The organism is Pseudomonas sp. Irchel 3H3 (genome assembly GCF_900187635.1).
GTDB lineage: Bacteria > Pseudomonadota > Gammaproteobacteria > Pseudomonadales > Pseudomonadaceae > Aquipseudomonas.
The window spans coordinates 72,175-95,788 of record NZ_FYEC01000007.1; the positions used below are offsets into that span (position 1 = coordinate 72,175).

Genomic DNA, 23,614 nt, shown 5'->3' on the forward strand with positions numbered 1-23,614 from the left:
GGGCTTTTTAGTGGCGGATGGAATCAGGCGAGGGGTTTAGGCTCGTGCTCTTTTTCCAGGGCCTCTGGGTGTTGCTCTACCACTTCTTCAACGGAACGCAGGTTTTCGTCGATGGCAGGGGCAGCAGGCTCGGCAGCAACTTCAGCGACCGGTGCAGCAGTGGCAGCCAGTTCGGCTTCCTTCTGCAGGCGCTCGGCTTCGCGCTTGCGGCGACGCACTTCACGTGGGTCGTTCGGCGCACGACCGTTTTCGGTCAGGACCGCAGCTGGCGCAGCTTCGACCACCGGGGCGGCAGCTTCAGCCACTACCGGGGCTTCAACTGGCGCTGGTTCGGCAGCCACGGGGGCTGGCTCGGCAACCACTTCGGCAACCGGTGCCACAACCTCGGCTGCCACGGCCTCAACTACTGCAGGCTCAGCTACCCAGTTAAAGGCAGTCTGCTCTTCGCGGGCTTCAGGCGCCTGTTCGGCGACTGGTGCTTCGAAAGCAGGTGCTTCAACCACCGCAGGGGCTTCGACAACGGCCTCTACAGCGACAGGTGCTTCAACCACTGTTTCGGCTTCAGCCGCTACTTGCGGTTGTGCTTCAACAGTCTGGGCTTCAACCGCCGGAGCCACTTCTATAGCAGGAGCGACTGGCGCTTCAACTGGAGTGGTGGCTTCCACGACTGGCGCTTCAACCTGGGCGGTTGGCTGAACAACTTCTTCAGTCACGGCGGCGGTTGCACGTTCAGCTTGCTGATGAGCCTCGGCTTCGGCTGGAGCACTGATCACGGTGCTGGCAACAGCGGCGGTCACGGCCAGGCCGGCAGCCAGTTCTGCGCCCGTAGGCTCTTCGCTGCCTTCGGACTCTTCCGAGCCTTCGATCACATTGCCATTGGCATCACGTTGACGCTCACGACGGTTGCTGCGGCGACGCTGGCCACGGGAGCGGCGGCGTGGACGATCGCCTTCGGCGTTGTCCTGGCCATCTTCCGGCAGTTGCTCTTCGCTGGTTACCAGTTCTTCTTCTTCGGCAACCGGGGCTGCAGCTTGTTCGGCACGTGGTTGACGCTCTTCACGCGGCGGACGCGGTGCACGCTCTTCGCGTGGCTGGCGAGCCGGGCGCTCTTCAGCGACGGCGCTAGCAGCAACAGCAACGGCGGCAGCAGGTGCGGCATCCAGAGGTTCACGCAGTTCGCGCACTGGACGGTCTTCACGATCGCCACGTGGCTTGCGCTCTTCACGTGGTGGGCGTGGAGCACGCTCTTCACGTGGGGCGCGAGGTGCGCGTTCTTCGCGAGCGACGGTCGGGGTCTCTTCGCGGGCTTCGCGTGGCTGACGCTCTTCGCGCGGCTCACGTGGAGCGCGTTCTTCACGCGGTGCACGTTCTTCGCGTGGCTTGCGTTCCTCATCGCGGCGACCGTTACGGTTGCGGCTCTGCTGACGACCGTTGCGACGTTCTTCGTTGCGGGCTGGACGCTCGGCGGCAGGTTTTTCAACCACGACCGGAGCGGCTGGCTCTTCCTTGGTGGCGAACAGGCTGACCAGCGACTTCACCAGGCCCTTGAACAGGCTTGGCTCTGGTACGGCAGCCGGAGCGACTACCGGGGCAGCTGCGACTTCAACCGGCACCGGTGCGTTGGCACGGGCGGGTGCAGTCTTCACGGCAGCTTCCTGGCGAACCAGGGTGCGGGTGGCGGCGGCCGGTTGCACTTCTTCCACTTCAGCCGCGGCAGCTGCGATTTCGTAGCTGGACTGGTTGGTGTGGGCTTCCGGGCTGTCATCGCGCAGGCGCTGCACTTCGAAGTGCGGCGTCTCGAGATGATCGTTCGGCAGGATGACGATGCGGGCGCGGGTGCGCAGTTCGATCTTGGTGATCGAGTTGCGTTTTTCGTTGAGCAGGAACGCTGCCACCGGGATCGGCACCTGGGCGCGAACTTCGGCGGTACGGTCTTTCAGGGCTTCTTCTTCGATCAGGCGCAGGATCGCCAGCGACAGCGATTCAACGTCACGGATGATGCCGGTACCGTTGCAACGCGGGCAGACGATGCCGCTGCTTTCGCCGAGAGACGGACGCAGGCGCTGACGGGACATTTCCAGCAGGCCGAAGCGCGAGATGCGACCGACTTGTACGCGAGCGCGGTCGGCTTCCAGGCATTCGCGGACTTTCTCTTCCACGGCGCGCTGGTTCTTGGCAGGGGTCATGTCGATGAAGTCGATGACGATCAGGCCGCCGATGTCGCGCAGGCGCAACTGACGGGCGATTTCTTCAGCGGCTTCAAGGTTGGTCTGCAGAGCGGTTTCTTCGATGTCGCTGCCTTTGGTGGCGCGCGCCGAGTTGATGTCGATGGACACCAGGGCTTCGGTCGGATCGATGACGATGGAGCCGCCGGAAGGCAGTTCGACAACGCGCTGGAATGCGGTTTCGATCTGGCTTTCGATCTGGAAACGGTTGAACAGCGGCACGCTGTCTTCGTACAGCTTGATCTTGCTGGCGTACTGCGGCATCACCTGGCGGATGAAGGTCAGGGCTTCGTCCTGGGCTTCAACGCTGTCGATCAGCACTTCGCCGATGTCCTGGCGCAGGTAGTCGCGGATCGCGCGGATGATCACGTTGCTTTCCTGGTAGATCAGGAACGGCGCGGAACGGTCCAGCGAAGCTTCTTTGATGGCGGTCCAGAGTTGCAGCAGGTAGTCGAGGTCCCACTGCATTTCTTCGCTGCTGCGGCCAAGGCCGGCAGTGCGCACGATCAGACCCATGTCAGCCGGGGCAACCAGGCCGTTCAGGGCTTCACGCAGTTCGTTGCGCTCTTCACCTTCGATGCGACGGGAGATACCGCCGGCACGTGGGTTGTTCGGCATCAGCACCAGGTAACGACCGGCCAGGCTGATGAAGGTGGTCAGGGCTGCGCCCTTGTTGCCACGTTCTTCTTTTTCGACCTGAACGATGACTTCCTGGCCTTCGCTCAGGACGTCCTTGATATTGACGCGGCCTTCAGGCGCTTTCTTGAAGTATTCGCGGGAGATTTCTTTGAGGGGCAGGAAGCCGTGGCGCTCAGAGCCGAAATCGACAAAGGCAGCCTCAAGGCTTGGTTCGATGCGAGTAATCCGGCCTTTATAGATGTTGGCCTTCTTCTGCTCGCGTGCACCGGATTCGATGTCCAGGTCGTAGAGGCGCTGGCCATCTACCAGTGCAACACGCAACTCTTCGGGTTGAGTTGCGTTAATCAGCATTCTTTTCATGTAGTACCGTCGGTTTCCGGGCTGCCGGAAACGGCGTTCGGCACACACGACTTCTCACGGTCGGTGTCAGGTGCGTCGGGAGTGGTTGGCCATTCCCGTGTCTAGCGAAGTCCGGCCAATGTGGGCCTTCATCGCGACGTACGCGTCCTGCTTGCTGTGGCTACTTAAGCACTCAGTCAGGAGGAGGAATCAACCGGCGACTGTGGACGAGATGAAGCGTCTAAATATAAGCCTAGTGCTACACGGTCCGACGGTTGTGCATCTCCACCCTACACGTATCCCTGATAATTCGGGTGCTGCCGCGCGCAGAATCCGCAGCGGGTTGGCATTTACCGTGTTCTCCAATGGGGAGTCCACGCTCATGGCTACACAAGACTGGGTGAAAGCTGTTTGGCTGGCTCCCAGCTTGTAACAGGCGTTGTTTCCGAAACTCTCGACCCAGGTGTGATTCGGGACTGACTGCACTTTGTGAACTGGCCGTAAATATCGGCGCAACAGACGAGTGGTACTCTGTTTGTTGCACTCGCTTCAGGCCTCATGTCACCTGCGCTTGTTACAATCACGAACCTTCCAGAAGATGCGAAAGCCCCGTAGGACGGCCTCGCGTCCTGATGAATTGCGTTGGTCAGGGCCGGCAACTTGCCGTTTGTCCTCTGTCCAGCCGCTTTTGGCGGCGTTCGCGACTATAGCAGCAATGATTAAGTGCTTCAATTCCATAAAAAATTGTTATCATTCGCGGCATGACGACTACTGCCCCCCCGACCCCAGCCGTACAACTGCTGGAGGTCTCGCCGGAATATGCCGGCCAACGAATTGACAACTTCCTTCTTGCTCGGCTCAAAGGTGTGCCCAAGACCTTGATTTACCGCATTTTGCGTAAAGGCGAAGTGCGCGTGAACAAAGGTCGGATCAAGCCCGAGTACAAGCTGCAGGCGGGCGACATCGTGCGCGTGCCGCCGGTGCGTGTGCCGGAGCGTGACGAGCCAGTGCCCCTGGCCCAGGGGTTGTTGCAACGCCTGGAAGCCTCGATTGTCTTTGAAGACAAGGCGCTGATCGTGATCAACAAGCCTTGCGGCATTGCGGTCCACGGTGGCAGCGGCTTGACCTTCGGGGTGATTGAGGCCTTTCGTCAGTTGCGTCCCGATTGCAAGGAGCTCGAGCTGGTGCACCGTCTCGACCGTGACACCTCTGGCCTGCTGATGATCGCCAAGAAACGCAGCATGCTGCGTCACTTGCACACGGCATTGCGCGGCGATGGCGTCGACAAGCGCTACATGGCGCTGGTTCGCGGCAACTGGGCGAGCTCGATCAAGCAAGTCCGGGCGCCGCTGGGCAAGAGCAATCTGCGCTCCGGCGAGCGCATGGTCGAAGTCGACGAGGAGGAGGGCAAGGAGTCGGTGACCGTGTTCAAGGTCCTGCGTCGTTTTGGCGACTTTGCCACCCTGATCGAAGCCAAGCCGATTACCGGCCGGACTCACCAGATCCGCGTCCACACCTTGCACGCCGGGCACTGCATTGCTGGCGATACCAAGTACGGCGAGGAAGGTTTCTCCAAGGAGATTCGCGATCTGGGCGGCAAGCGATTGTTCCTCCATGCCTACATGCTGACCGTGCCGCTGCCCGATGGCGGTGAGTTGAAGTTGCAGGCGCCAGTGGACGAAATGTGGGCCAAGACCGTGGAGCGCCTGAGTGCACCCCTCTGATTGCAAACTACTGATTTTCGATTGGGACGGGACACTGGCCGATTCCATTGGTCGGATCGTCGAGGCGATGCACGTCGCGTCTGAACGCTCGGGTTTTGCGCTGTGCAGCGATCTGGCGGTCAAGGGCATTATCGGGCTGGGTTTGCCAGAGGCGATTCGCACCTTGTATCCGCAAATCGGTGATGCCGAGCTGGTGGCGTTTCGTCAGCATTATGCCGATCACTACATAGCGCTGGAGGCCGAGCCTTCGCCGTTGTTCGAGGGCGTGCTCGAGTCGCTTGAGGCGTTCCGCGCCGAGGGCTATCAGTTGGCCGTAGCCACTGGCAAGGCGCGTCGTGGCCTGGATCGGGTGCTGAAGTCCCATGGCTGGGAGGATTATTTTGATATCACACGCGCCGCCGACGAAACCGCTAGCAAGCCGCACCCCTTGATGCTCGAGCAGATCCTGGCGCATTGCGCGGTCGGGCCTGGGCAGGCGCTGATGGTGGGGGATTCGTCGTTCGATCTGCAGATGGCTCGCAATGCCGGGATGGCGTCTGTGGCAGTCAGCTATGGCGCGCAATCCATAGAGGCGCTGCGTGCGTACGAGCCGTGCCTGGCCATTGATCATTTTTCGCAATTGCATGCCTGGCTGGGTCAGCAGGCCAATTAAGTTTGGGTTGGGGTAGATGCAATGACTGACGAATGGAAGGCGCCTGTCAAAGCCAGTGCTGAAGACGGCGAAGACAAGAGCTGGAAACTGCTGGAAAAAACCCTGCTGGCCGGTGTGCAGGAGCAGCGTCGCTCGCGGCGTTGGGGGATTTTCTTCAAGCTGTTGACCTTTGTGTACCTGATTGTCGCGTTGATCCTGTTCACGCCGCTGATGGACATTGAAAAGAGCGCGACGCGCGGCTCGGGCTACACCGCATTGATCGAGATCACTGGGGTGATTGCCGATAAAGAGCCGGCCAGTGCCGACAATATCGTCGGCAGCCTGCGTGCGGCGTTCGAGGATGCCAAGGTCAAGGGTGTCGTGCTGCGGATCAACAGCCCTGGCGGCAGTCCGGTGCAGTCCGGCTACGTCTATGACGAAATTGTGCGCTTGCGCGCCTTGCACCCGCAAATCAAGGTTTATGCGGTGATTTCCGACCTGGGCGCCTCGGGTGCCTACTACATCGCCAGCGCTGCGGACCAGATCTATGCCGACAAGGCCAGTCTGGTGGGTTCCATTGGTGTCACAGCGGCCGGCTATGGCTTTGTAGGTACCATGGAGAAGCTGGGTGTCGAGCGGCGTACCTACACCTCGGGTGAGCACAAGTCGTTCCTCGATCCGTTCCAGCCGCAAAAACCGGAAGAAACCAAATTCTGGCAGAGCGTGCTGGATACCACCCATCAGCAGTTCATTGCCAGCGTGAAGAAGGGGCGTGGTGATCGGCTCAAGGACAAAGATCATCCGGAGCTGTTTTCCGGGCTGGTCTGGTCGGGCGAGCAGGCATTGCCGCTGGGCTTGATCGATGGCCTGGGCAGTGCCAGTTCGGTGGCGCGGGACGTGATCGGTGAGAAAGAGCTGGTGGACTTCACCATCCAGGAATCGCCGTTCGATCGTTTCTCGAAAAAGCTCGGCGCCAGTGTGGCCGAGCAGTTGGCCATGTGGATGGGCTTTCACGGCCCCGCCTTGCGCTGATTGCTGTGCGAGATAAAAAAACCGGCCTGCGTGGCCGGTTTTTTTATGGTCTGTAGCAGCTGCCGAGCCCGCGAGGCTGCGTTCGAGGACGCAGTCCTCGCCGGGTGCGAGCTGCTACGGGATCTGCACGTCTTCGGCCAGCAGCATGTCTACCAGGCGAATCAGCGGCAGGCCGACCAGGCTGGTGGCGTCCGGGCCTTCGGTGCGTTGGAACAGGCTTACCCCCAATCCTTCGGCCTTGAAGCTGCCAGCGCAGTCGTAGGGCTGCTCTGCGCGCAGGTAGCGCTCCACGCTTGCTGGGTCGAGCGTGCGCATGTGGACGGTAAAGGGGATGCAGTCGAGCTGGCAGTGGCCGCTCTGGCTGTTGAGCAGGGCCAGGCCGGTGAGGAAGGTCACGCTGGCACCGCTGGCGGCCAGCAGTTGTTCGCGGGCCTTGTCGAAGGTGTGGGGCTTGCCGATGATCTTGCCGTCGAGTACCGCGACCTGGTCCGAGCCGATGATCAGATGCCCCGGATGGCTGGCGGCCAGTGCCTGGGCCTTGGCTTGTGCCAGGCGCCTGACCAGCTCGGTGGCGGACTCGCCCGCCAGTGGGCTTTCGTCGATATCCGGGGAGCTGCAGGTAAAAGGCAACTGCAGGCGAGCCAGTAATTCGCGGCGATAAACCGAGCTTGAAGCGAGTAATAAAGGCAACATAGGGCTCTCCAGAAGTCAGTCGCAAATTCTAGCGGGGCCTGCAAGTGACGGACAGGACTGAATTTCCTTTGACAAGGGCGGGTGCATCCCTATAATGCTGCGCCTATGTTGAATGACCCGATTCCACCTCACGTTGACCCGCGCAAATTGGCTGATCGTGGCACCACCCTTCAAGGTGAAATGCTGCTGGCCGATTTGGAGAGACTCTGCGACCCGCTTTCCGACAATGTCGGTACGGTGCAGGCTAAATTCGTTTTTGAACGAGATGAACGTAAATCTGTGGTGATCCACAGCTTTATCGACACCGAGGTCAAAATGGTTTGCCAGCGTTGTCTTGAGCTGGTCACCCTGCCGATTCACAGCGAATGCAGTTATGCTGTGGTAAAGGAGGGTGCGAATACCCAGTCGTTGCCGAAAGGTTATGACGTGCTGGAACTGGGCGAAGATCCTTTGGATCTGCAGTCACTGATCGAGGAGGAGCTTTTGCTCGCCTTGCCCATTGTGCCTGCTCATCATCCGGAAGAATGCCAGCAGCCGGCGGGTCTCGATGAGCCCGAACCGAGCGAGGACGAGGTAACGCGGTCCAACCCGTTCAGTGTATTGGCGCAGTTAAAGCGTGACCCAAACGTTTAGGAGTTAATCAATTATGGCTGTTCAGCAGAACAAAAAATCCCGCTCCGCCCGTGACATGCGTCGTTCGCACGACGCTCTCGAGGCAAGCACTCTGTCCGTAGAAAAGACCACTGGTGAAGTTCACCTGCGTCACCACGTATCGCCAGAAGGCGTATACCGTGGCCGTAAAGTGATCGACAAGGGCGCTGACGAGTAATCCTTGTCCGCTCAAGTCATCGCGATTGACGCAATGGGCGGGGACTTCGGTCCCCGCAGCATTGTTCAGGCCAGCCTTGCTTGCCTGTCTGCTACGCCCTCGCTACACCTGACCCTCGTCGGTCAACCCTCCCTTCTTGAAGAATTGATCGCTGGCCAATCGGCTGTGGATCGCGCGCGTCTGTCGATTGCTCCAGCGTGCGAAGTCATCACCATGGATGAAAAGCCCGCCCAGGCCCTGCGTGGCAAGCCCGATTCGTCGATGCGCGTGGCGCTGGAGTTGCTGCGTGATGGCAAGGCCCAGGCCTGTGTCAGTGCCGGCAACACCGGCGCGCTGATGGCGTTGTCGCGGTTCGTGCTCAAGACGTTGCCCGGTATCGATCGGCCAGCGATGGTCGCGGCGATCCCGACACAAAAGGGTTACTGCCAGTTACTGGACCTGGGGGCTAACGTCGATTGCAGTGCCGAGCACCTGTTCCAGTTCGCGGTGATGGGTTCGGTGGCGGCCGAGACGCTGGGGATCGCCCGGCCCCGGGTGGCGTTGTTGAATATCGGCACCGAGGACATCAAGGGTAATCAGCAGGTCAAGCTTGCGGCGACCCTGTTGCAAGGTGCCCGGGGCCTGAATTACATCGGTTTTGTCGAGGGTGACGGCCTGTATCGGGGTGAGGCGGATGTGGTGGTCTGTGATGGTTTTGTCGGCAACATCCTGCTCAAGTCCAGCGAAGGCCTGGCGACCATGATTGCCGGGCGTATCGAGGCCTTGTTCAAGCAGAATCTTGCATCAAGGATGGTCGGGGCCCTGGCCTTGCCCTTGATGAAGCGTTTGCAGGCTGACCTGGCGCCCGCCCGGCACAACGGCGCGAGCTTCCTCGGGTTGCAGGGGATCGTGGTCAAGAGCCACGGTTCAGCTGGCGTGCAGGGTTTTCAGAGTGCGATCCAGCGAGCCTTGATCGAGATCCAGGAGAACCTGCCGCAGCGACTCCATGGGCGTCTCGAGGATTTGCTGCTTTAGGCATTTTCGTCGGACAATGCTTAAATGTGACCGCTCGGTTCAATTGGCCATCCAACTGTCAGTTTCTTGCGTCCCCTCAGCGGGGCGTCAACTCTCCGACGACAAGATCATTAGGGGCTTGTTACATGTCTGCTTCCCTCGCATTCGTCTTTCCAGGACAGGGTTCGCAGTCCCTCGGCATGCTGGCCGAGTTGGGCGCGCAATATCCGCTGATCCTCGAAACATTCAAAGAAGCTTCCGATGCTCTGGGTTACGACCTGTGGGCACTGACCCAGCAAGGGCCGGAAGAGCAGCTCAATCAAACCGACAAGACCCAGCCGGCCATCCTCACTGCCTCGATCGCCCTGTGGCGCCTGTGGCTGGCTGAAGGCGGTGCGCGTCCGGCTTATGTGGCCGGTCACAGCCTGGGCGAATACAGTGCCCTGGTCGCGGCAGGCAGCCTGAGCCTGGGCGACGCCGTGAAGCTGGTCGAGCGTCGTGGTCAACTGATGCAGCAAGCCGTTCCGGCCGGGCAGGGCGCCATGGCGGCGATTCTCGGCCTGGACGACGCTGACGTGCTGGCGGCCTGTGCCGAGGCGGCGCAAGGCGAAGTGGTCAGCGCGGTCAACTTCAACTCCCCGGGCCAGGTGGTGATCGCCGGTGCCAAGGCGGCCGTCGAGCGTGCCATCGAAGGCTGCAAGGCGCGGGGTGCCAAGCGCGCCATGCCGTTGCCGGTCAGCGTGCCGTCGCACTGTGAGCTGATGCGTCCTGCGGCCGAGCAGTTTGCCGAGTCCGTCGCCGCGATTGACTGGCAGGCCCCGCAGATTCCAGTGGTGCAGAACGTCAGCGCACAAGTGCCGGCCGATCTGCAAACCCTCAAGCGTGATCTGCTCGAGCAACTGTTCAAGCCAGTACGCTGGGTCGAGTCCGTACAGGCGCTGGCGGCCAAGGGCGCGACCAATCTGGTCGAGTGCGGCCCGGGCAAAGTCCTGGCCGGCCTGAACAAGCGTTGCGCCGAAGGCGTGTCGACATCCAACCTCAATACCCCAGACGCCTTCGCTGCCACCCGTGCAGCGTTGGCCTGAATCAGGAGAAGCTTGCATGAGTCTGCAAGGTAAAGTTGCACTGGTCACCGGTGCGAGCCGTGGCATCGGCCAGGCTATCGCCCTGGAATTGGGTCGTCAGGGCGCCATCGTGGTGGGTACCGCTACTTCCGCCGCGGGTGCCGAGCGCATTGCCGCCACCCTGAAGGAAAATGGTATTCAAGGCACGGGCCTGGAGCTCAACGTCACTAGCGACGAGTCCGTGGCCAGTGTTCTGGCGAGCATCCAGGAGCAATTCGGTGCGCCGGCGATCCTGGTCAATAACGCCGGTATCACCCGCGATAACCTGATGATGCGGATGAAAGATGACGAATGGCATGACGTCGTCGATACCAACCTGAACAGTCTGTTCCGCCTGTCCAAGGGCGTTTTGCGCGGCATGACCAAGGCGCGTTGGGGTCGAATTATCAGTATTGGTTCGGTTGTGGGTGCCATGGGCAACGCAGGCCAAGTAAACTATGCAGCCGCCAAGGCAGGTCTGGAAGGTTTCAGTCGCGCTTTGGCCCGTGAAGTGGGCTCGCGCTCGATTACGGTCAACTCGGTGGCTCCTGGGTTCATCGACACCGATATGACCCGCGAACTGCCTGAAGCGCAGCGTGAAGCCCTGCAGACACAAATTCCGCTGGGTCGTCTGGGGCAAGCTCAAGAGATCGCGTCTGTGGTCGCTTTTCTTGCGTCGGACGGTGCGGCTTACGTTACTGGGGCTACAATCCCGGTGAACGGCGGGATGTACATGAGTTAAATGTGACGGATCGCTTCAAAAAAATGTCATACGAGCTGTCTAAAATCCGTTATAAAGCTGCAATCTATTTATAGGCAGCCGGTCGTCAGGGTTTGAGGAGTGAAGCTTTCAGTTGAAAAACTGAAAAGCCTTTCTATACACTTACCCACTGGCCAGCTGCCTGAATTTGTCCATTAGGAGTGAAAACAAGGTATGAGCACCATCGAAGAGCGCGTCAAGAAAATCGTTGCTGAGCAACTGGGCGTTAAAGAAGAAGAAGTGGTGAACACTGCTTCCTTCGTTGAAGACCTGGGTGCCGACTCCCTTGACACCGTTGAGCTGGTGATGGCTCTGGAAGAGGAATTCGAGACCGAAATCCCTGACGAAGAAGCTGAGAAGATCACTACTGTACAAGCTGCCATCGATTACGTTACTAGCCACCAGGCGTAATAGTTTGTAATCGTTGTTAGCTGTCATGGAAAAACCGCACTGCCATCATGGCGTGCGGTTTTTTCTTTAGGTCTGATGCAAAGTCGTCATTTGAAAAAAGGAGAGTGCTGTGTCGCGTAGACGCGTCGTAGTCACCGGTATGGGTATGTTGTCGCCACTGGGCACGGATGTGCCGAGCAGCTGGCAGGGCATTCTGGCTGGCCGCAGTGGCATTGGTCTGATCGAACACACTGACCTTTCTGCCTATTCCACTCGTTTTGGCGGCTCGGTAAAGGGCTTCAATGTCGAGGAGTACCTGTCGGTCAAGGAAGCTCGCAAACTCGACCTGTTCATTCAATACGGTCTGGCGGCCGGGTTTCAGGCGGTGCGTAATGCCGGGCTGGAAGTCACCGATGCCAACCGTGAGCGTATCGGCGTGGCTATGGGCTCGGGTATTGGCGGACTGACCAATATCGAAGAAACCAGCCGCACGCTGCATGATTCCGGGCCGCGACGGATTTCGCCGTTTTTCGTGCCGGGCTCGATCATCAATATGATTTCCGGTTTCCTGTCGATCCACCTGGGTATACAGGGACCTAACTACGCCATTGCCACTGCCTGCACCACCGGTACTCACTGTATCGGCATGGCTGCGCGCAACATTGCCTACGGCGAAGCCGATGTGATGATTGCCGGCGGTGCCGAGATGGCCGCCTGTGGCCTGGGCATGGGTGGCTTTGGTGCTGCCCGTGCACTCTCCACGCGTAATGACGAGCCGACCCGCGCCAGCCGTCCATGGGACAAGGGCCGTGATGGTTTTGTACTGTCCGACGGTGCCGGGGCCCTGGTTCTCGAAGAACTGGAGCACGCCAAGGCACGCGGGGCGACCATCTACGCCGAGCTGATTGGCTTTGGTACCAGCGGCGATGCCTATCACATGACCTCGCCTCCGGCGGACGGTGCCGGTGCTGCTCGCTGCATCGCCAACGCCCTGCGTGATGCGCGGATCAATGGCGACCAGGTGCAGTACATCAATGCCCACGGCACCTCGACCTCGGCCGGCGACCTCGCCGAAGCCCAGGCGATCAAGACCGTGTTCGGCGATCACGCCTACAAGCTGGCCATCAGCTCGACCAAATCCATGACCGGCCACCTGCTGGGTGCCGCGGGCGCCGTCGAGGCGATCTTCAGCGTGCTGGCGATCAACGGCCAGGTCGCGCCGCCAACCATCAACCTGGACGAGCCGGACGAAGGCTGCGATCTCGATTTTGTACCGCACACTGCGCGTAACATGGATATCGACGTAGTGCTGTCCAACTCCTTCGGGTTTGGTGGCACCAACGGCTCCCTGGTGTTCCGTCGGTTCGTCGACTGATGGAAAGCTGGGTCGACGGTCAGCCGGCTGACGCACTGTCGCTAAAAGACCGCGGCCTGGCCTACGGCGATGGCTTGTTCGAGACCATCGCCGTCAGGGGCGGCCAGCCCGTATTGCTGGAACGCCACCTGCAACGCCTGGCCGAGGGCTGCTTGCGCCTGGCGCTGGCGGCGGATCACAGGCTGATTCGCGCCGAACTGGTGGCCTATGCCGCCGAGCTAGGCGACGGCGTGCTCAAGCTGATCCTGACCCGCGGCGACAGTCAACGCGGTTATGCCTTCGACCCTGCAGCTGCGCCGCGACGTATCCTGCAAGGCAATCCCCCTGCACATTACCCCAGCGTTCATGCCGAGCACGGCGTGCGCCTGTTCCCCTGTGCCACGCGTTTGGCCAGCCAGCCGCTGCTGGCGGGCCTCAAGCACCTCAATCGTCTTGAGCAAGTCCTTGCCCGCGCCGAGTGGCAGGGGCCTGAATGCGCAGAAGGGTTGATGTTGGACGTAGATGCCCGAGTCATCGAGGGTGTGTTCAGTAATTTGTTCATCGTGCGTGATGGCGTGCTGCTGACCGCCGATTTGCGCCGATGTGGTGTCGCCGGGGTGATGCGGGGCGAATTATTGTTTCAAGCCAAGTCACTGGGGATCCCCACTGAAATCACTGACATCAGCCTCGAACAACTGCAACAGGCCGATGAAGTCTTTGTCTGCAACAGCGTCTACGGCATCTGGCCGGTAAACGCATATGCTGCGCTGAGCTGGCCGGTTGGGCCGCTCACCCGTAAACTGCAGGGAATTGCCCGCGCGCTACTGGATGCTTGATTCGTGAGACGTAAACTCTTGCTGCTGCTGGAAACCGGATTGGTTCTGGCGGGGCTGCTGCTGGGCGCTTCGGCCTGGAAAATCAATTCGGCGCTGGAACAGCCACTCAACATTACTCAGGAAGAGTTACTCGACGTACCCACTGGCTCGACGCCGTCCGGGACCTTCAATCGCCTGGAAGCCGACGGTGTGCTCGAGGACGCTTTCTGGCTGCGCCTGTACTGGCGCTTCAACCTGGCCACCCAACCCCTGCACAGCGGCGAATACCGCATGCTGCCGGGCATGAGCGCACAAGGCCTGATCGGTCTGTGGCAGCGCGGCGAAGTGGTCCAGTACAGTCTGACGCTGGTGGAAGGCTGGAACTTCCGCCAGGTGCGTGCAGCGCTGGCGAAAAACGATAAGCTTGAACAGACCCTGGCCGGCCTCAGCGACAGCGAACTGATGGAAAAACTCGGGCATGGCGGCGTGTTTCCCGAGGGGCGGTTCTTTCCGGACACCTACCGTTTCGTCCGCGGCATGACCGATGCCGAAGTCCTGGAAAAGGCCTACGATCGGCTGGAAGAAGTGCTGGCCAAGGAATGGAGCAAGCGCTCCCCGGATGTGCCGTACAGCGAGCCCTACCAGGCGCTGATCATGGCGTCCCTGGTGGAGAAGGAAACCGGGGTGCCACAGGAGCGCGGACAGATTGCCGGAGTGTTTGTACGGCGCATGCAGATCGGCATGATGCTGCAGACCGATCCGACCGTGATCTATGGCATGGGTGAGCGCTACAACGGAAAACTGACCCGCGCGTCCCTGCGCGAGCCGACGCCCTACAACACCTATGTGATTTTCGGCCTGCCGCCGACCCCGATTGCCATGGTCGGCCGTGAAGCGATTCACGCGGCCCTCAACCCGGTGTCGGGCAGCAGCCTGTACTTCGTCGCTCGCGGCGACGGCAGCCATGTATTTTCCGATGACCTGGATGCCCACAACAACGCCGTGCGCGAGTATCAACTCAAGCGCCGCGCCGACTATCGTTCCAGCCCTGCGCCCGCCAACGGTGCGGTGACGCCCGAGGAGCCGGCGCCGCTGGTGCCAGAGGTGCCAGCAGTGCCCGAAGCGCCTGAGGCGGTCCCGCAGGATCTACCACCTGCGCCGCCAACGCCTGACGCCCAGGCACCGCAAAGCCCGCAATGACTCTGACTAAGGACTGCCTGTGACTGGCTTGTTTATTACCCTGGAAGGCCCCGAAGGCGCCGGCAAAAGCACCAATCGCGAATACCTTGCCGAACGCCTGCGTGACGCCGGTATCGAAGTGGTGCTGACACGCGAGCCCGGCGGTACCCCCTTGGCCGAGCGCATCCGCGAAGTGCTGCTGGCGCCGGTCGATGAAGTCATGCATGCCGACACCGAGCTGTTGCTGGTGTTCGCCGCGCGCGCGCAGCACCTGGCCGAGGTCATCCGCCCGGCGCTGGCGCGCGGCGCGGTGGTGCTCTGTGACCGGTTTACCGATTCGACCTACGCCTATCAGGGCGCCGGCCGCGGGTTGTCGCTGGAGCGCATCGCGGCGTTGGAGACCTTCGTCCAGGGCGATTTGCGCCCGGACCTGACCCTGGTGTTCGATTTGCCGATCGAGATCGGCATGGCCCGCGCCAGTGCCCGTGGCCGACTGGATCGGTTCGAGCTGGAAGGCCGGGTGTTCTTCGAGGCCGTGCGCGCGGCATTCCTCCAGCGTGCCGCGGCAGATCCGCAGCGTTACCTGTTGGTCGATGCCGCCCAGCCATTGGCGCAGGTGCAGCAGGCGCTGGACGGCTTGCTGCCACAGTTGCTGGAGCGTCACCGTGGCTGAAGCCTATCCGTGGCAGGACAGCCTCTGGCAGCAACTGGCCGGCCGCGGGCAGCACGCCCACGCCTACCTGCTCCATGGCCCCAAGGGCATTGGCAAGCGCGCCCTGGCCGAGCGCCTGATGGCGCGCCTGCTGTGCCAGCGGCCAGACGGCCTGGACGCTTGCGGGCAATGCAAATCCTGCCTGCTGCTCAAGGCCGGCAGCCATCCGGACAACTACATCCTCGAGCCGGAGGAGGCGGACAAGGCGATCAAGGTCGACCAGGTCCGTGAGCTGGTCAGTTTCGTGGTCCAGACCGCGCAGTTGGGCGGGCGCAAGGTGGTGCTGATCGAGCCGGTGGAGTCGATGAACATCAACGCCGCCAACGCCTTGCTCAAAAGCCTCGAAGAACCGTCCGGTGACACCGTGCTGTTGCTGGTCAGCCATCAGACCAGTCGCCTGTTGCCGACCATCAAGAGTCGCTGTGTACAGCAAGCCTGTCCGCTGCCTAGCGAGGCCATGAGCCTGGCATGGCTGGCCCAGGCCTTGCCCGATTGCACGCAAGAGGAGCGGGTCGAGTTGCTGACCCTGGCAGCCGGCTCGCCCCTGGCAGCGGTCACCCTGCAGGCCCAGGGCGTACGCGAACAGCGGGCGTTGGTGGTCGACGGGGTGAAGAAACTACTCAAGCAACAGCAGTCGCCCACCCAACTGGCCGAAGGCTGGAATGCGATCCCGCTGCTGTTGTTGTTCGACTGGTTCTGCGACTGGTCGAGCCTGATCCTGCGTTATCAACTGACCCAGGATGAAGCCGGCCTCGGCCTGGTGGATATGCGCAAGGTGGTGCAGTACCTGGCGCAGAAGTCTTCCCAGGACAAGGTGCTGAACATCCAGGACTGGATCCTGGCCCAGCGGCAGAAGGTCCTGAGCAAGGCTAACCTCAACCGTGTGCTGCTGCTCGAGGCCCTGCTGGTGCAGTGGACAGGGTTGCCGGCTCAACGTTAAACCGCGCTGCCCGGACTGTGTCCGGGCGCCCCACCCATACGATTTAGTTGCAACCTCACTATGCTTGTAGATTCCCATTGCCATCTCGACCGTCTCGACCTCGCCGCCCACGACGGCTCCCTGGACGCTGCCCTTGAGGCGGCGCGCCAGCGCGGGGTCGGGCATTTCCTGTGTATCGGCGTCAGTGTCGACAACGCGGCCGACGTCAAGGCGCTTGCCGAGCGCTACGACGACGTCGACTGCTCGGTGGGCGTGCATCCGCTGGACGTCCAGCCGGGCGCGGCACCGGCGTTGGACTGGCTGTTGCACGAGCTCAATCATCCGCGCGTGGTGGCCATTGGCGAGACGGGCCTTGACTACCATTACGAGCCAGAGGCGGCCGAGCTGCAGCAGCAATCCTTCCGCCTGCACCTGCAAGCCGCCCAGCAAACGGGCAAGCCGGTGATCGTCCACACCCGTGGCGCACGCGCCGATACCCTGGCATTGCTGCGCGAGGCAGCCTTGCCCCAGGCGGGTGTGCTGCATTGCTTCACCGAAGACTGGGACATGGCCAAGGCGGCGCTTGACCTGGGCTTCTACATCTCGTTGTCCGGCATCGTCACCTTCCGCAATGCCGATGCCTTGCGTGATGTCGCGAGCAAGGTGCCGGCCGATCGCCTGCTGGTGGAGACCGATTCCCCCTACCTGGCGCCGATTCCTTACCGCGGCAAACCTAACCTGCCGCAATACGTACGCGAAGTGGCGGAGTTCCTGGCGATGCTCCGCGGTGAGTCCTACGAGCGGTTTGCCGAGCAGACCACCGAAAACTTCAAGCGACTGTTCCCCTTGGCCCACGTTAAGTCGGTTTGAGCGACGGCCTGGGGAGGCAAATCGCAGGCAAAAAAAACCCGGGTTCTGGGGGGTGAATCCGGGTTAAGACCATTAGGAGTAAAACAAAGGTACGCGGTCCGTTGGTACCTATATCCACGCGCCACTTGGGGGAGATGACGCGCCGACATTTCAAGTATTGATCAGTATTGCGCCGAGTCCAGTTTGCTCCCCGGGTTTCTTAAACATATTTGGAATACCGGCGCTTCGCTTGAGTTCTCACTGCTTGGCGATGGCTGCGACTATGGCGATAGTTTCGTCGATCACGCGTTTTTCGGTATAGAAGTGCGGGGAAAACCGCACGCCCGGTCCGCGCGGAATACACACCACCTGCTGAGCCTTGAGAGTCTCGTACACGACCTGGTTATCGATGCCGTCGATGCTGAAGGAAAAAATCCCCCCGCGCCGAGCCGGATTGAGCGGGCTGTGCAGGGTGATCCCGGCGATTGCGCCCAAACCGTCCTGCAGCCACTGCACGCGTTCGGCGATGAGTGTGGCCACGGTCGGCATGCCGACTTCTTCCAATAACGACAGACTGGCCTCCAGGGCCATCGCGCCGAGCATGTTCGGGCTGCCGCACTCAAAACGCCGGGCACTCTTGGCCGGCTCCCAGGTGGTGCGGGTGTAGTCACCCATGTGTTCAAGCATGTGCCAGCCGAATTCGTGCAGCTTGAGTTGTTCGCGCAGTTCGCTGCGCACGTAGAACACCCCCAGGCCTTCCGGGCCCAGCAACCATTTGTGGCCATCGGCCATGGCAAAGTCGCATTGATAGCTCTGGACGTCGAAGGGCAGGGCACCGAGTTGCTGGATGGCGTCGATGCAAAACAGCACGTTTTGCTGTTTGCAGCCGGCTCCGAGGCGCTGCAGGTCCAGGCGCAGGCCGCTGGCAAATTGTATGGCGCTGACCGACATCAAGCGCGTGCGGGGGCCGCAGGCAGCCAGCAGCGCGCCTTCCGGGTCGTCGCCCTTGAGGCTGGCCTGGATCACTTCGACGCCTTGCGCGGCCAGGGCCTCCCAGACGATGCGGTTGGATGGGAACTCCTCATCGCTGATGACGATCTGGTCACCGCTCTGCCAGGGCAGTCCGAAGGCGACAAAAGACAGTGCTTCAGAAGTATTTTTGACCAGCGCGATGTCGTCCGTCGACGGTGCGTTTAGCAGGCGCATCAGGCGTTCACGCAGGCGCTGCTCCAGTGACATCCAGTCCGAATAGTCCCGCGCGCCCAGCAAAACGTTCTCTTGGGCGAAGCGCGCCACGGCGCTGGCCGCCCGATTTGGCCAGGGCGCGACGGCTGCATGATTCAAATAGCGAAGGCCTGGAGCCTGTACAAATTCATCAAGAAACGTAGTCATGGTCGGATGATCCGTGCAATTTGGCGCAAGTTAGGCATAATACGCGGCTTCGAATTTTGACCCCTACAGACCTTTTTCTTATGCACAAAGAACCTCGTAAGGTCCGTGAGTTTCGTCGCCGCGAGCAAGAAATTCTCGACACCGCGCTCAAGCTGTTCCTCGAACAAGGTGAAGACAGTGTCACCGTCGAGATGATCGCTGATGCCGTGGGTATCGGCAAAGGCACCATCTATAAGCACTTCAAGTCCAAGGCGGAGATCTATCTGCGCCTGATGCTCGATTACGAGCGTGACCTGAACGAGCTGCTGCACTCTGCCGATGTCGACAAGGATAAGGAAGCCCTGTCCCGGGCCTACTTCGAATTCCGCATGCGCGACCCACAACGCTACCGGTTGTTCGATCGCCTGGAAGAGAAAGTGGTCAAGGGCAACCAGGTGCCAGAGATGGTCGAGGAGTTGCACAAGATCCGCGCCTCCAACTTCGAGCGCCTGACCCTGTTGATCAAGGGCCGGATCAGCGAAGGCAAGCTGGAAGACGTGCCGCCGTATTTCCACTACTGCGCATCCTGGGCGCTGGTGCACGGCGCCGTGGCGCTGTATCACTCGCCGTTCTGGAGCAATGTGCTGGAAGACCAGGAAGGTTTCTTCCAGTTCCTGATGGATATCGGCGTGCGCATGGGCAACAAGCGCAAGCGCGATACCGACACCCCAGGCAGCTGATTCATTCAGCAGCCTTATTGCGCCATGTTTCCCTGTATGGCGCAGTGCCCCAGGAATATACTCAGGCTTAGGTATTGCTAAAACTTGATTTGTGAGTCAAGTTTTAGCTTTTCCGCACCGACTTCCGCCGGAGTAATCCATGATCGTTGACCGACAAGGCAGGCGCTTCCGCAATTTGCGCGTCAGCCTGACCTCCGCCTGCAACTATGCCTGTACCTACTGCGTGCCTAACGGCAAGCGGCTGGTGGCTGCGCAGGACGAACTGTCGGCCGACGCCATGGCGCGCGGGGTTGCGTACCTGATTGAGGCGGCAGGCATCGAGCGACTGCGCATTACCGGCGGCGAACCGCTGGTGAGCCCGAAGCTGGAAACCTTCATGCGGGCGGTCGGGCAGATGGGCCTGGACGACATCAGTCTGACCACCAACGGCCAGTTGCTGGGCAAAAAGTTGCCGTTGCTGGTGGATGCCGGCATTCGGCGGATCAACGTTTCCCTCGATACCCTCGACCCAGCGGCCTTTCGCGGCATCGCCCGCGGTGGCGATCTGCCGACGGTGCTCGATGGCATGCAGCAGGCCCGCGCCGCGGGCATCAAGATCAAGGTCAACATGGTACCGCTGCGCGGGCAGAACCTGGACCAGGTGATGCCCTTGCTCGAATACTGCCTGGAGCGCGGCTATGAACTGCGTTTTATCGAATTGATGCGCATGGGCCACCTGGCCTCTGACTCGAATGCCTTCCTGCAGCAGTTCGTCAGCCTCCAGCAGTTGCTCAGCCTGATTGGCGAGCAATACGAATACCTGCAAGCCGATGCGCCGGTGGATGCCACGGCGGTGCGCTATGAAATCCCCGGGCTCGGCCATTTTGGCGTGATCGCCAATGAAAGCGTGCCGTTCTGCCGGACCTGCTCGCGCCTGCGCTTGTCGTCCACGGGCTGGTTGCATGGCTGCCTGTCATCGAGCAATCGGCATTATGTCGGCGACCTGCTGGACAAGCCCCGTCACCAGGCCTTGCCGGCGTTGCAGCGGCTGTTGGTGAAGGCCCTGGGGGACAAGCAGGAAGTGGCATTTTCCGGTGGCGCGACCGTGATGAAAATCATCGGCGGCTGAGCTGGCGCGGAAGCTGCATCTTGCCCGGATTCGCCGGTTTTCCGTCACCGGCTTCTGGAGGGTAAGGATGCGTAGCCTGGTTTTGCTGCTGGCGGTTGTCACGCTTGGCGGCTGCATGACTGTCAGCGACATGGGCGAAGGGGTTCGCGATCAGATGAGCGACGCCGGTTTTCTCGATCACAGCGACAGCCGTCGGGTGAACAACCTGCGTATTCAGCCAGACTCGTTCATCTACATTGCCCAGGGCCCGTTTGCCCCGCCGGGCAGTGCCGAGCCGCGCCCCAACGTGGTTGCCGAACAGGCTTTCAACGGCTTTATCGAGTATTTCCCGATGGTCCGTCGCGCCCGCGCGCCCGAGGGCCTGGATGCCGCCATGGGCGAGGCACGGGCTGCAGGCGCCCATTACCTGCTCTACACCCGCTTTGCCAGCGCCGACGACCGCATCGGCAACTCGGATGAATGGCTCGATCAAGAGGCTGTGGATCGCCTGGGTATCGACAAAGGGGTGATTCAACTGATGTTGATCGAGACCAGCACCCAGTATTTGATTGATACTGCACGGATCAAGAGTCGTGGCGGTTTACTGACGTTCCACGACACCAGGCCAGAAGATCTGCTGGGCCCGCCGCTGGCGCAATATGCGCGTAGCCTGCTGGGCCTGGGCGATCAGTAGTTCAACCGGAGAACAACATGAGTGGTGCGCAAAAAGCTAACGATCTGCTGGGGCAAATCCCCAAGTCAAAAGGCTTGCCGCCGGTTCATCTGTGGAACCCCGACTTCTGTGGCGACATCGACATGCGCATCGCCCGCGACGGCACCTGGTACTACCTGGGCACGCCGATCGGGCGCAAGCCGATGGTCAAGCTGTTCTCCACCATCATGCGCCGCGACGGTGACGATTATTTCCTGATCACCCCAGTGGAGAAGGTCGGGATCAAAGTGGATGACGCGCCTTTCGTGGCCGTGACCCTGGAGGTGCAAGGCGAGGGCGAGGCCCAGGTTTTGCGTTTCACCACCAACGTCGAGGAAGTCACCGAAGCCGGGCCAGAGCACCCTCTGCGAGTGGTCATCGACCCGCAGACCCAGGAACCAGCCCCTTATGTGCACGTACGGAGCAACCTCGAAGCCTTGATCCATCGCAACGTGTTCTACCAACTGGTCGAGCTCGCCGTCACCCGCGAACTCGACGGCCAGCGCTGGCTGGGGGTTTACAGCGGTGGCGAGTTTTTCCCCATCGGGCTCGAACCCTGAGCGTGACTGACACGAGCACCCTACGCCTCCTGCAATGTCTTGCTCGTGACCAGCCAGCGCCACAACAACCGCCCGACGGTGATCAACCAGTTCAACAGCGCCACGCCCAGCACCACCAGCAGCATCGCCGGCAGCCCTTGCTCGACGATGATCCTGCCCGCCAGCCAGGGAAAGCCGAATACCCCGACAAAATAGCCCAGGCTGAACAGCAGCAGGGCTTGAGGGGTGCTGCCGGGCGGCGCTTCGTTGGCGGCCAGGCCATTGATCACCGAGTAGGTCAGGCCGTAGCCGATGCCCAGCACCACGGCTGCCAGCAGGTAGCTGAAGGCATCGTCGACGACGAAGCCGAACATCAGCACCGACACCACCATCAACCCCGACAGCAGGCACGATGCCCAGTAAGGGTCGCGCTTGACCACGAAGCTGGCAATCAGCATGCGGCTGGTAATCGCCGCGCTCATGAACCCGAGAAAGAACAGCGAGTAATCCAGCGCACGCGCGGCGGCGTAGCTGGTCTGAAAGCTCGACAGCCCGCCGAAGACACAACCACCCAGGCCCACCATGATGATCGGGAACAGCGCCCTGGAGGACATCACCCGAACCGTCGCCGCCCAGGAAATACGCGATAGCGCGGCATTGCCCAGCTGATTGGGTCGTTGCGAAAGCACTGCACCCAGGCGCCAGAACAGCAGCGCACCGATCAGGCTGGCGAGGGCGGCAAGGAAAAACGCGCTGCTCAGTGGATAACCCAGGGCGCTGGCGGCGCGCCCCAGCAAGGGCCCGGACCCGATGCCGGTCATCATGCTGCCCGACAGCAGGGCGAAATACCTGGTCCGTTGTGCTGCGGGCACCAGCATGGCCACGATGATCGGCCCCAGGGTGTAGAACACGCCCCAGCCCAGGCCCAGGGTCAGGCCAAAAAACAGCAAGGCGCTGCCAAAGCCCGGCGTCAGGGCAAACCCCAGGCTGGCCAGCACCAGCAGGCCGCCGAACAGGGCAATCGAACGCGCGGCACCGAACAGGTCCGACAAATGCCCGGAAACCAGCACCGCGGCGAAGGTGCTGAGCATCGCCGCAGAAATCACGCTGCCGGCATCGTGCTCGTTACCGCCCCGTGAGCTGATCAGCAGGGACAGTAAAAAGGTCGAGCCGTAGGACAACGACAGCAGGTAGCTGGCGAGGCAGAACAGGCCAAACAGTTTTCCCGCAACGGCGGAGTCCGGAGTAGAGCGACGGGGCATGGCGATATCTCGTGACCGGTAGGTTTGTCGAACCCTTATCTACCACGGCCAGCCCGAGTGTTTGTTCTGTGGTTGGCGGTTTCAGGGTTAGCGAATGGCGGAGTAACCCCTAGGCAGCGCGAGTCCTTTGATCAGCACCAGCGTTGCCTGGAGAAAATTTGACAGTGCCATGTGACGAACGTCGATCGGCGACATAGTATGGCGTTTTCATTCGTTCTCAAGGGACGTCCATGTCGATCGAGATCCGCCCGGCCACACCCAGCGATGCCCCGCAAATTCTCGCCTTCATCACCGAGCTGGCGGATTACGAGCGCGCCCGCCATGAAGTCATCGCCAGTGTCGCCGATATCGAACGCAGCCTGTTCAGTGAAGGTGCCACCGCTCACGGCCTGATCTGTCTGCGCGATGGCCTGCCGATCGGATTTGCGGTGTTTTTCTTCAGCTATTCGACCTGGTTGGGCAGTAACTGCCTGTACCTTGAGGACCTGTACATCACGCCCGAGCAGCGCGGCGGTGGCGCAGGCAAGTACTTGCTGCGCCACCTGGCGAAGATTGCTTGCGCCAACGACTGCGGGCGTTTTGAATGGAGTGTGCTGGAGTGGAACACCCCAGCCATCGAGTTCTACAAATCCCTCGGCGCCCAGCCCCAGGAAGAGTGGGTGCGCTATCGCATGGACGGCAATGTCTTGCGTGATTTCGCCGAGGGGCGCTGAAGCT

24 protein-coding genes are annotated in these 23,614 nt (G+C 61.1%); 20 read left to right on the top strand and 4 right to left on the bottom strand.

Going from position 1 to position 23,614, the window contains the following annotated elements; genetic code table 11:
* Nucleotides 1-23: 23 nt before the first annotated feature.
* Entirely contained in the window at nt 24-3,224 is a 3,201-nt protein-coding gene (gene rne, locus CKW24_RS10410; RefSeq protein WP_371917583.1) for a ribonuclease E, read from the bottom strand.
* 740 nt (nt 3,225-3,964) lie between these two features.
* On the opposite strand from rne, the gene rluC reads away from it, so the two are divergent.
* The 3 genes from rluC to sppA are packed head-to-tail and all read left to right on the top strand — an operon-like array spanning nt 3,965 to nt 6,590.
* A complete protein-coding gene (rluC, locus tag CKW24_RS10415; protein ID WP_095167632.1) occupies nt 3,965-4,927 on the top strand; it encodes a 23S rRNA pseudouridine(955/2504/2580) synthase RluC in 963 nt (320 codons plus the stop codon).
* Nucleotides 4,914-5,579 carry an HAD-IA family hydrolase gene (locus CKW24_RS10420; RefSeq protein WP_095167634.1) on the top strand — a complete coding sequence of 222 codons (666 nt, stop codon included), beginning with the start codon at nt 4,914-4,916 and terminating at the stop codon, nt 5,577-5,579. Before rluC ends, CKW24_RS10420 begins: the two co-directional genes overlap by 14 nt.
* 21 nt (nt 5,580-5,600) lie before the next feature.
* Entirely contained in the window at nt 5,601-6,590 is a 990-nt protein-coding gene (gene sppA / locus CKW24_RS10425) for a signal peptide peptidase SppA (protein ID WP_095167635.1), read from the top strand.
* A 114-nt stretch (nt 6,591-6,704) separates the two neighbouring features.
* Here the strand turns inward: sppA and CKW24_RS10430 are convergent, their stop codons facing one another.
* The gene (locus tag CKW24_RS10430; protein WP_095167637.1) at nt 6,705-7,283 is read right to left on the bottom strand and encodes a nucleoside triphosphate pyrophosphatase; all 579 of its coding nucleotides are present in this window, start codon (nt 7,281-7,283) and stop codon (nt 6,705-6,707) included.
* 105 nt (nt 7,284-7,388) lie between these two features.
* Between CKW24_RS10430 and CKW24_RS10435 the strand changes: the two genes are divergently transcribed.
* The 12 genes from CKW24_RS10435 to CKW24_RS10490 all read left to right on the top strand — a co-directional run bounded on the left by CKW24_RS10435 (nt 7,389) and on the right by CKW24_RS10490 (nt 17,207).
* Nucleotides 7,389-7,916, top strand: a complete 528-nt coding sequence (locus CKW24_RS10435; protein WP_008050439.1) for a YceD family protein — start codon at nt 7,389-7,391, stop codon at nt 7,914-7,916.
* 13 nt (nt 7,917-7,929) lie between these two features.
* The gene (gene rpmF, locus CKW24_RS10440) at nt 7,930-8,112 is read left to right on the top strand and encodes a 50S ribosomal protein L32 (protein ID WP_003179396.1); all 183 of its coding nucleotides are present in this window, start codon (nt 7,930-7,932) and stop codon (nt 8,110-8,112) included.
* Between the two features lie 3 nt (nt 8,113-8,115).
* Nucleotides 8,116-9,126 (top strand): phosphate acyltransferase PlsX, encoded by a 1,011-nt coding sequence (gene plsX / locus CKW24_RS10445; RefSeq protein ID WP_095167639.1) that lies wholly within the window; start codon nt 8,116-8,118, stop codon nt 9,124-9,126.
* A gap of 125 nt (nt 9,127-9,251) precedes the next feature.
* Nucleotides 9,252-10,190 carry an ACP S-malonyltransferase gene (fabD, locus tag CKW24_RS10450; protein ID WP_095167640.1) on the top strand — a complete coding sequence of 313 codons (939 nt, stop codon included), beginning with the start codon at nt 9,252-9,254 and terminating at the stop codon, nt 10,188-10,190.
* 16 nt (nt 10,191-10,206) lie between these two features.
* On the top strand, nt 10,207-10,950 hold the full coding sequence (gene fabG, locus CKW24_RS10455) for a 3-oxoacyl-ACP reductase FabG (RefSeq protein ID WP_095167642.1): 744 nt from the start codon (nt 10,207-10,209) through the stop codon (nt 10,948-10,950).
* Nucleotides 10,951-11,142: 192 nt separating this feature from the next.
* Complete coding sequence (acpP, locus tag CKW24_RS10460; protein ID WP_003175607.1) at nt 11,143-11,379, top strand: acyl carrier protein; 237 nt, start codon at nt 11,143-11,145, stop codon at nt 11,377-11,379.
* 109 nt (nt 11,380-11,488) lie between these two features.
* Nucleotides 11,489-12,733, top strand: coding sequence for a beta-ketoacyl-ACP synthase II (gene fabF / locus CKW24_RS10465; RefSeq protein ID WP_095167644.1), 1,245 nt, complete (start codon nt 11,489-11,491; stop codon nt 12,731-12,733).
* Nucleotides 12,733-13,548 carry an aminodeoxychorismate lyase gene (gene pabC / locus CKW24_RS10470; RefSeq protein WP_095167647.1) on the top strand — a complete coding sequence of 272 codons (816 nt, stop codon included), beginning with the start codon at nt 12,733-12,735 and terminating at the stop codon, nt 13,546-13,548. The genes fabF and pabC overlap by 1 nt, the downstream gene beginning before the upstream one ends.
* A 3-nt stretch (nt 13,549-13,551) precedes the next feature.
* A complete protein-coding gene (mltG, locus tag CKW24_RS10475) occupies nt 13,552-14,727 on the top strand; it encodes an endolytic transglycosylase MltG (protein ID WP_095167649.1) in 1,176 nt (391 codons plus the stop codon).
* Nucleotides 14,728-14,746: 19 nt separating this feature from the next.
* The gene (gene tmk, locus CKW24_RS10480; protein WP_095167651.1) at nt 14,747-15,379 is read left to right on the top strand and encodes a dTMP kinase; all 633 of its coding nucleotides are present in this window, start codon (nt 14,747-14,749) and stop codon (nt 15,377-15,379) included.
* Nucleotides 15,372-16,358: a DNA polymerase III subunit delta' gene (locus tag CKW24_RS10485; RefSeq protein ID WP_095167653.1), complete on the top strand. Its 987-nt coding sequence runs from the start codon at nt 15,372-15,374 to the stop codon at nt 16,356-16,358. Before tmk ends, CKW24_RS10485 begins: the two co-directional genes overlap by 8 nt.
* A 60-nt stretch (nt 16,359-16,418) precedes the next feature.
* Entirely contained in the window at nt 16,419-17,207 is a 789-nt protein-coding gene (locus tag CKW24_RS10490; RefSeq protein ID WP_095167655.1) for a TatD family hydrolase, read from the top strand.
* A gap of 237 nt (nt 17,208-17,444) precedes the next feature.
* On the opposite strand, the gene CKW24_RS10495 is transcribed toward CKW24_RS10490, so the two are convergent.
* Nucleotides 17,445-18,578, bottom strand: a complete 1,134-nt coding sequence (locus tag CKW24_RS10495; RefSeq protein ID WP_095167657.1) for an aminotransferase class V-fold PLP-dependent enzyme — start codon at nt 18,576-18,578, stop codon at nt 17,445-17,447.
* Nucleotides 18,579-18,658: 80 nt separating this feature from the next.
* Here CKW24_RS10495 and CKW24_RS10500 point away from each other — a divergent pair, with 80 nt between their 5' ends.
* The 4 genes from CKW24_RS10500 (at nt 18,659) to CKW24_RS10515 (ending at nt 21,656) form a co-directional block, all read left to right on the top strand.
* Nucleotides 18,659-19,297: a TetR/AcrR family transcriptional regulator gene (locus tag CKW24_RS10500; protein ID WP_095167659.1), complete on the top strand. Its 639-nt coding sequence runs from the start codon at nt 18,659-18,661 to the stop codon at nt 19,295-19,297.
* Between the two features lie 139 nt (nt 19,298-19,436).
* On the top strand, nt 19,437-20,405 hold the full coding sequence (locus CKW24_RS10505; RefSeq protein ID WP_095167660.1) for a GTP 3',8-cyclase MoaA: 969 nt from the start codon (nt 19,437-19,439) through the stop codon (nt 20,403-20,405).
* Nucleotides 20,406-20,472: 67 nt separating this feature from the next.
* Nucleotides 20,473-21,078 (top strand): DUF4823 domain-containing protein, encoded by a 606-nt coding sequence (locus tag CKW24_RS10510; protein ID WP_095167662.1) that lies wholly within the window; start codon nt 20,473-20,475, stop codon nt 21,076-21,078.
* A 17-nt stretch (nt 21,079-21,095) separates the two neighbouring features.
* Complete coding sequence (locus tag CKW24_RS10515; protein WP_095167663.1) at nt 21,096-21,656, top strand: DUF1285 domain-containing protein; 561 nt, start codon at nt 21,096-21,098, stop codon at nt 21,654-21,656.
* A 20-nt stretch (nt 21,657-21,676) separates the two neighbouring features.
* Here the strand turns inward: CKW24_RS10515 and CKW24_RS10520 are convergent, their stop codons facing one another.
* The gene (locus tag CKW24_RS10520) at nt 21,677-22,897 is read right to left on the bottom strand and encodes an MFS transporter (RefSeq protein ID WP_095167665.1); all 1,221 of its coding nucleotides are present in this window, start codon (nt 22,895-22,897) and stop codon (nt 21,677-21,679) included.
* Nucleotides 22,898-23,127: 230 nt separating this feature from the next.
* Here CKW24_RS10520 and CKW24_RS10525 point away from each other — a divergent pair, with 230 nt between their 5' ends.
* On the top strand, nt 23,128-23,610 hold the full coding sequence (locus CKW24_RS10525) for a GNAT family N-acetyltransferase (RefSeq protein ID WP_095167667.1): 483 nt from the start codon (nt 23,128-23,130) through the stop codon (nt 23,608-23,610).
* Nucleotides 23,611-23,614 lie beyond the last annotated feature (4 nt).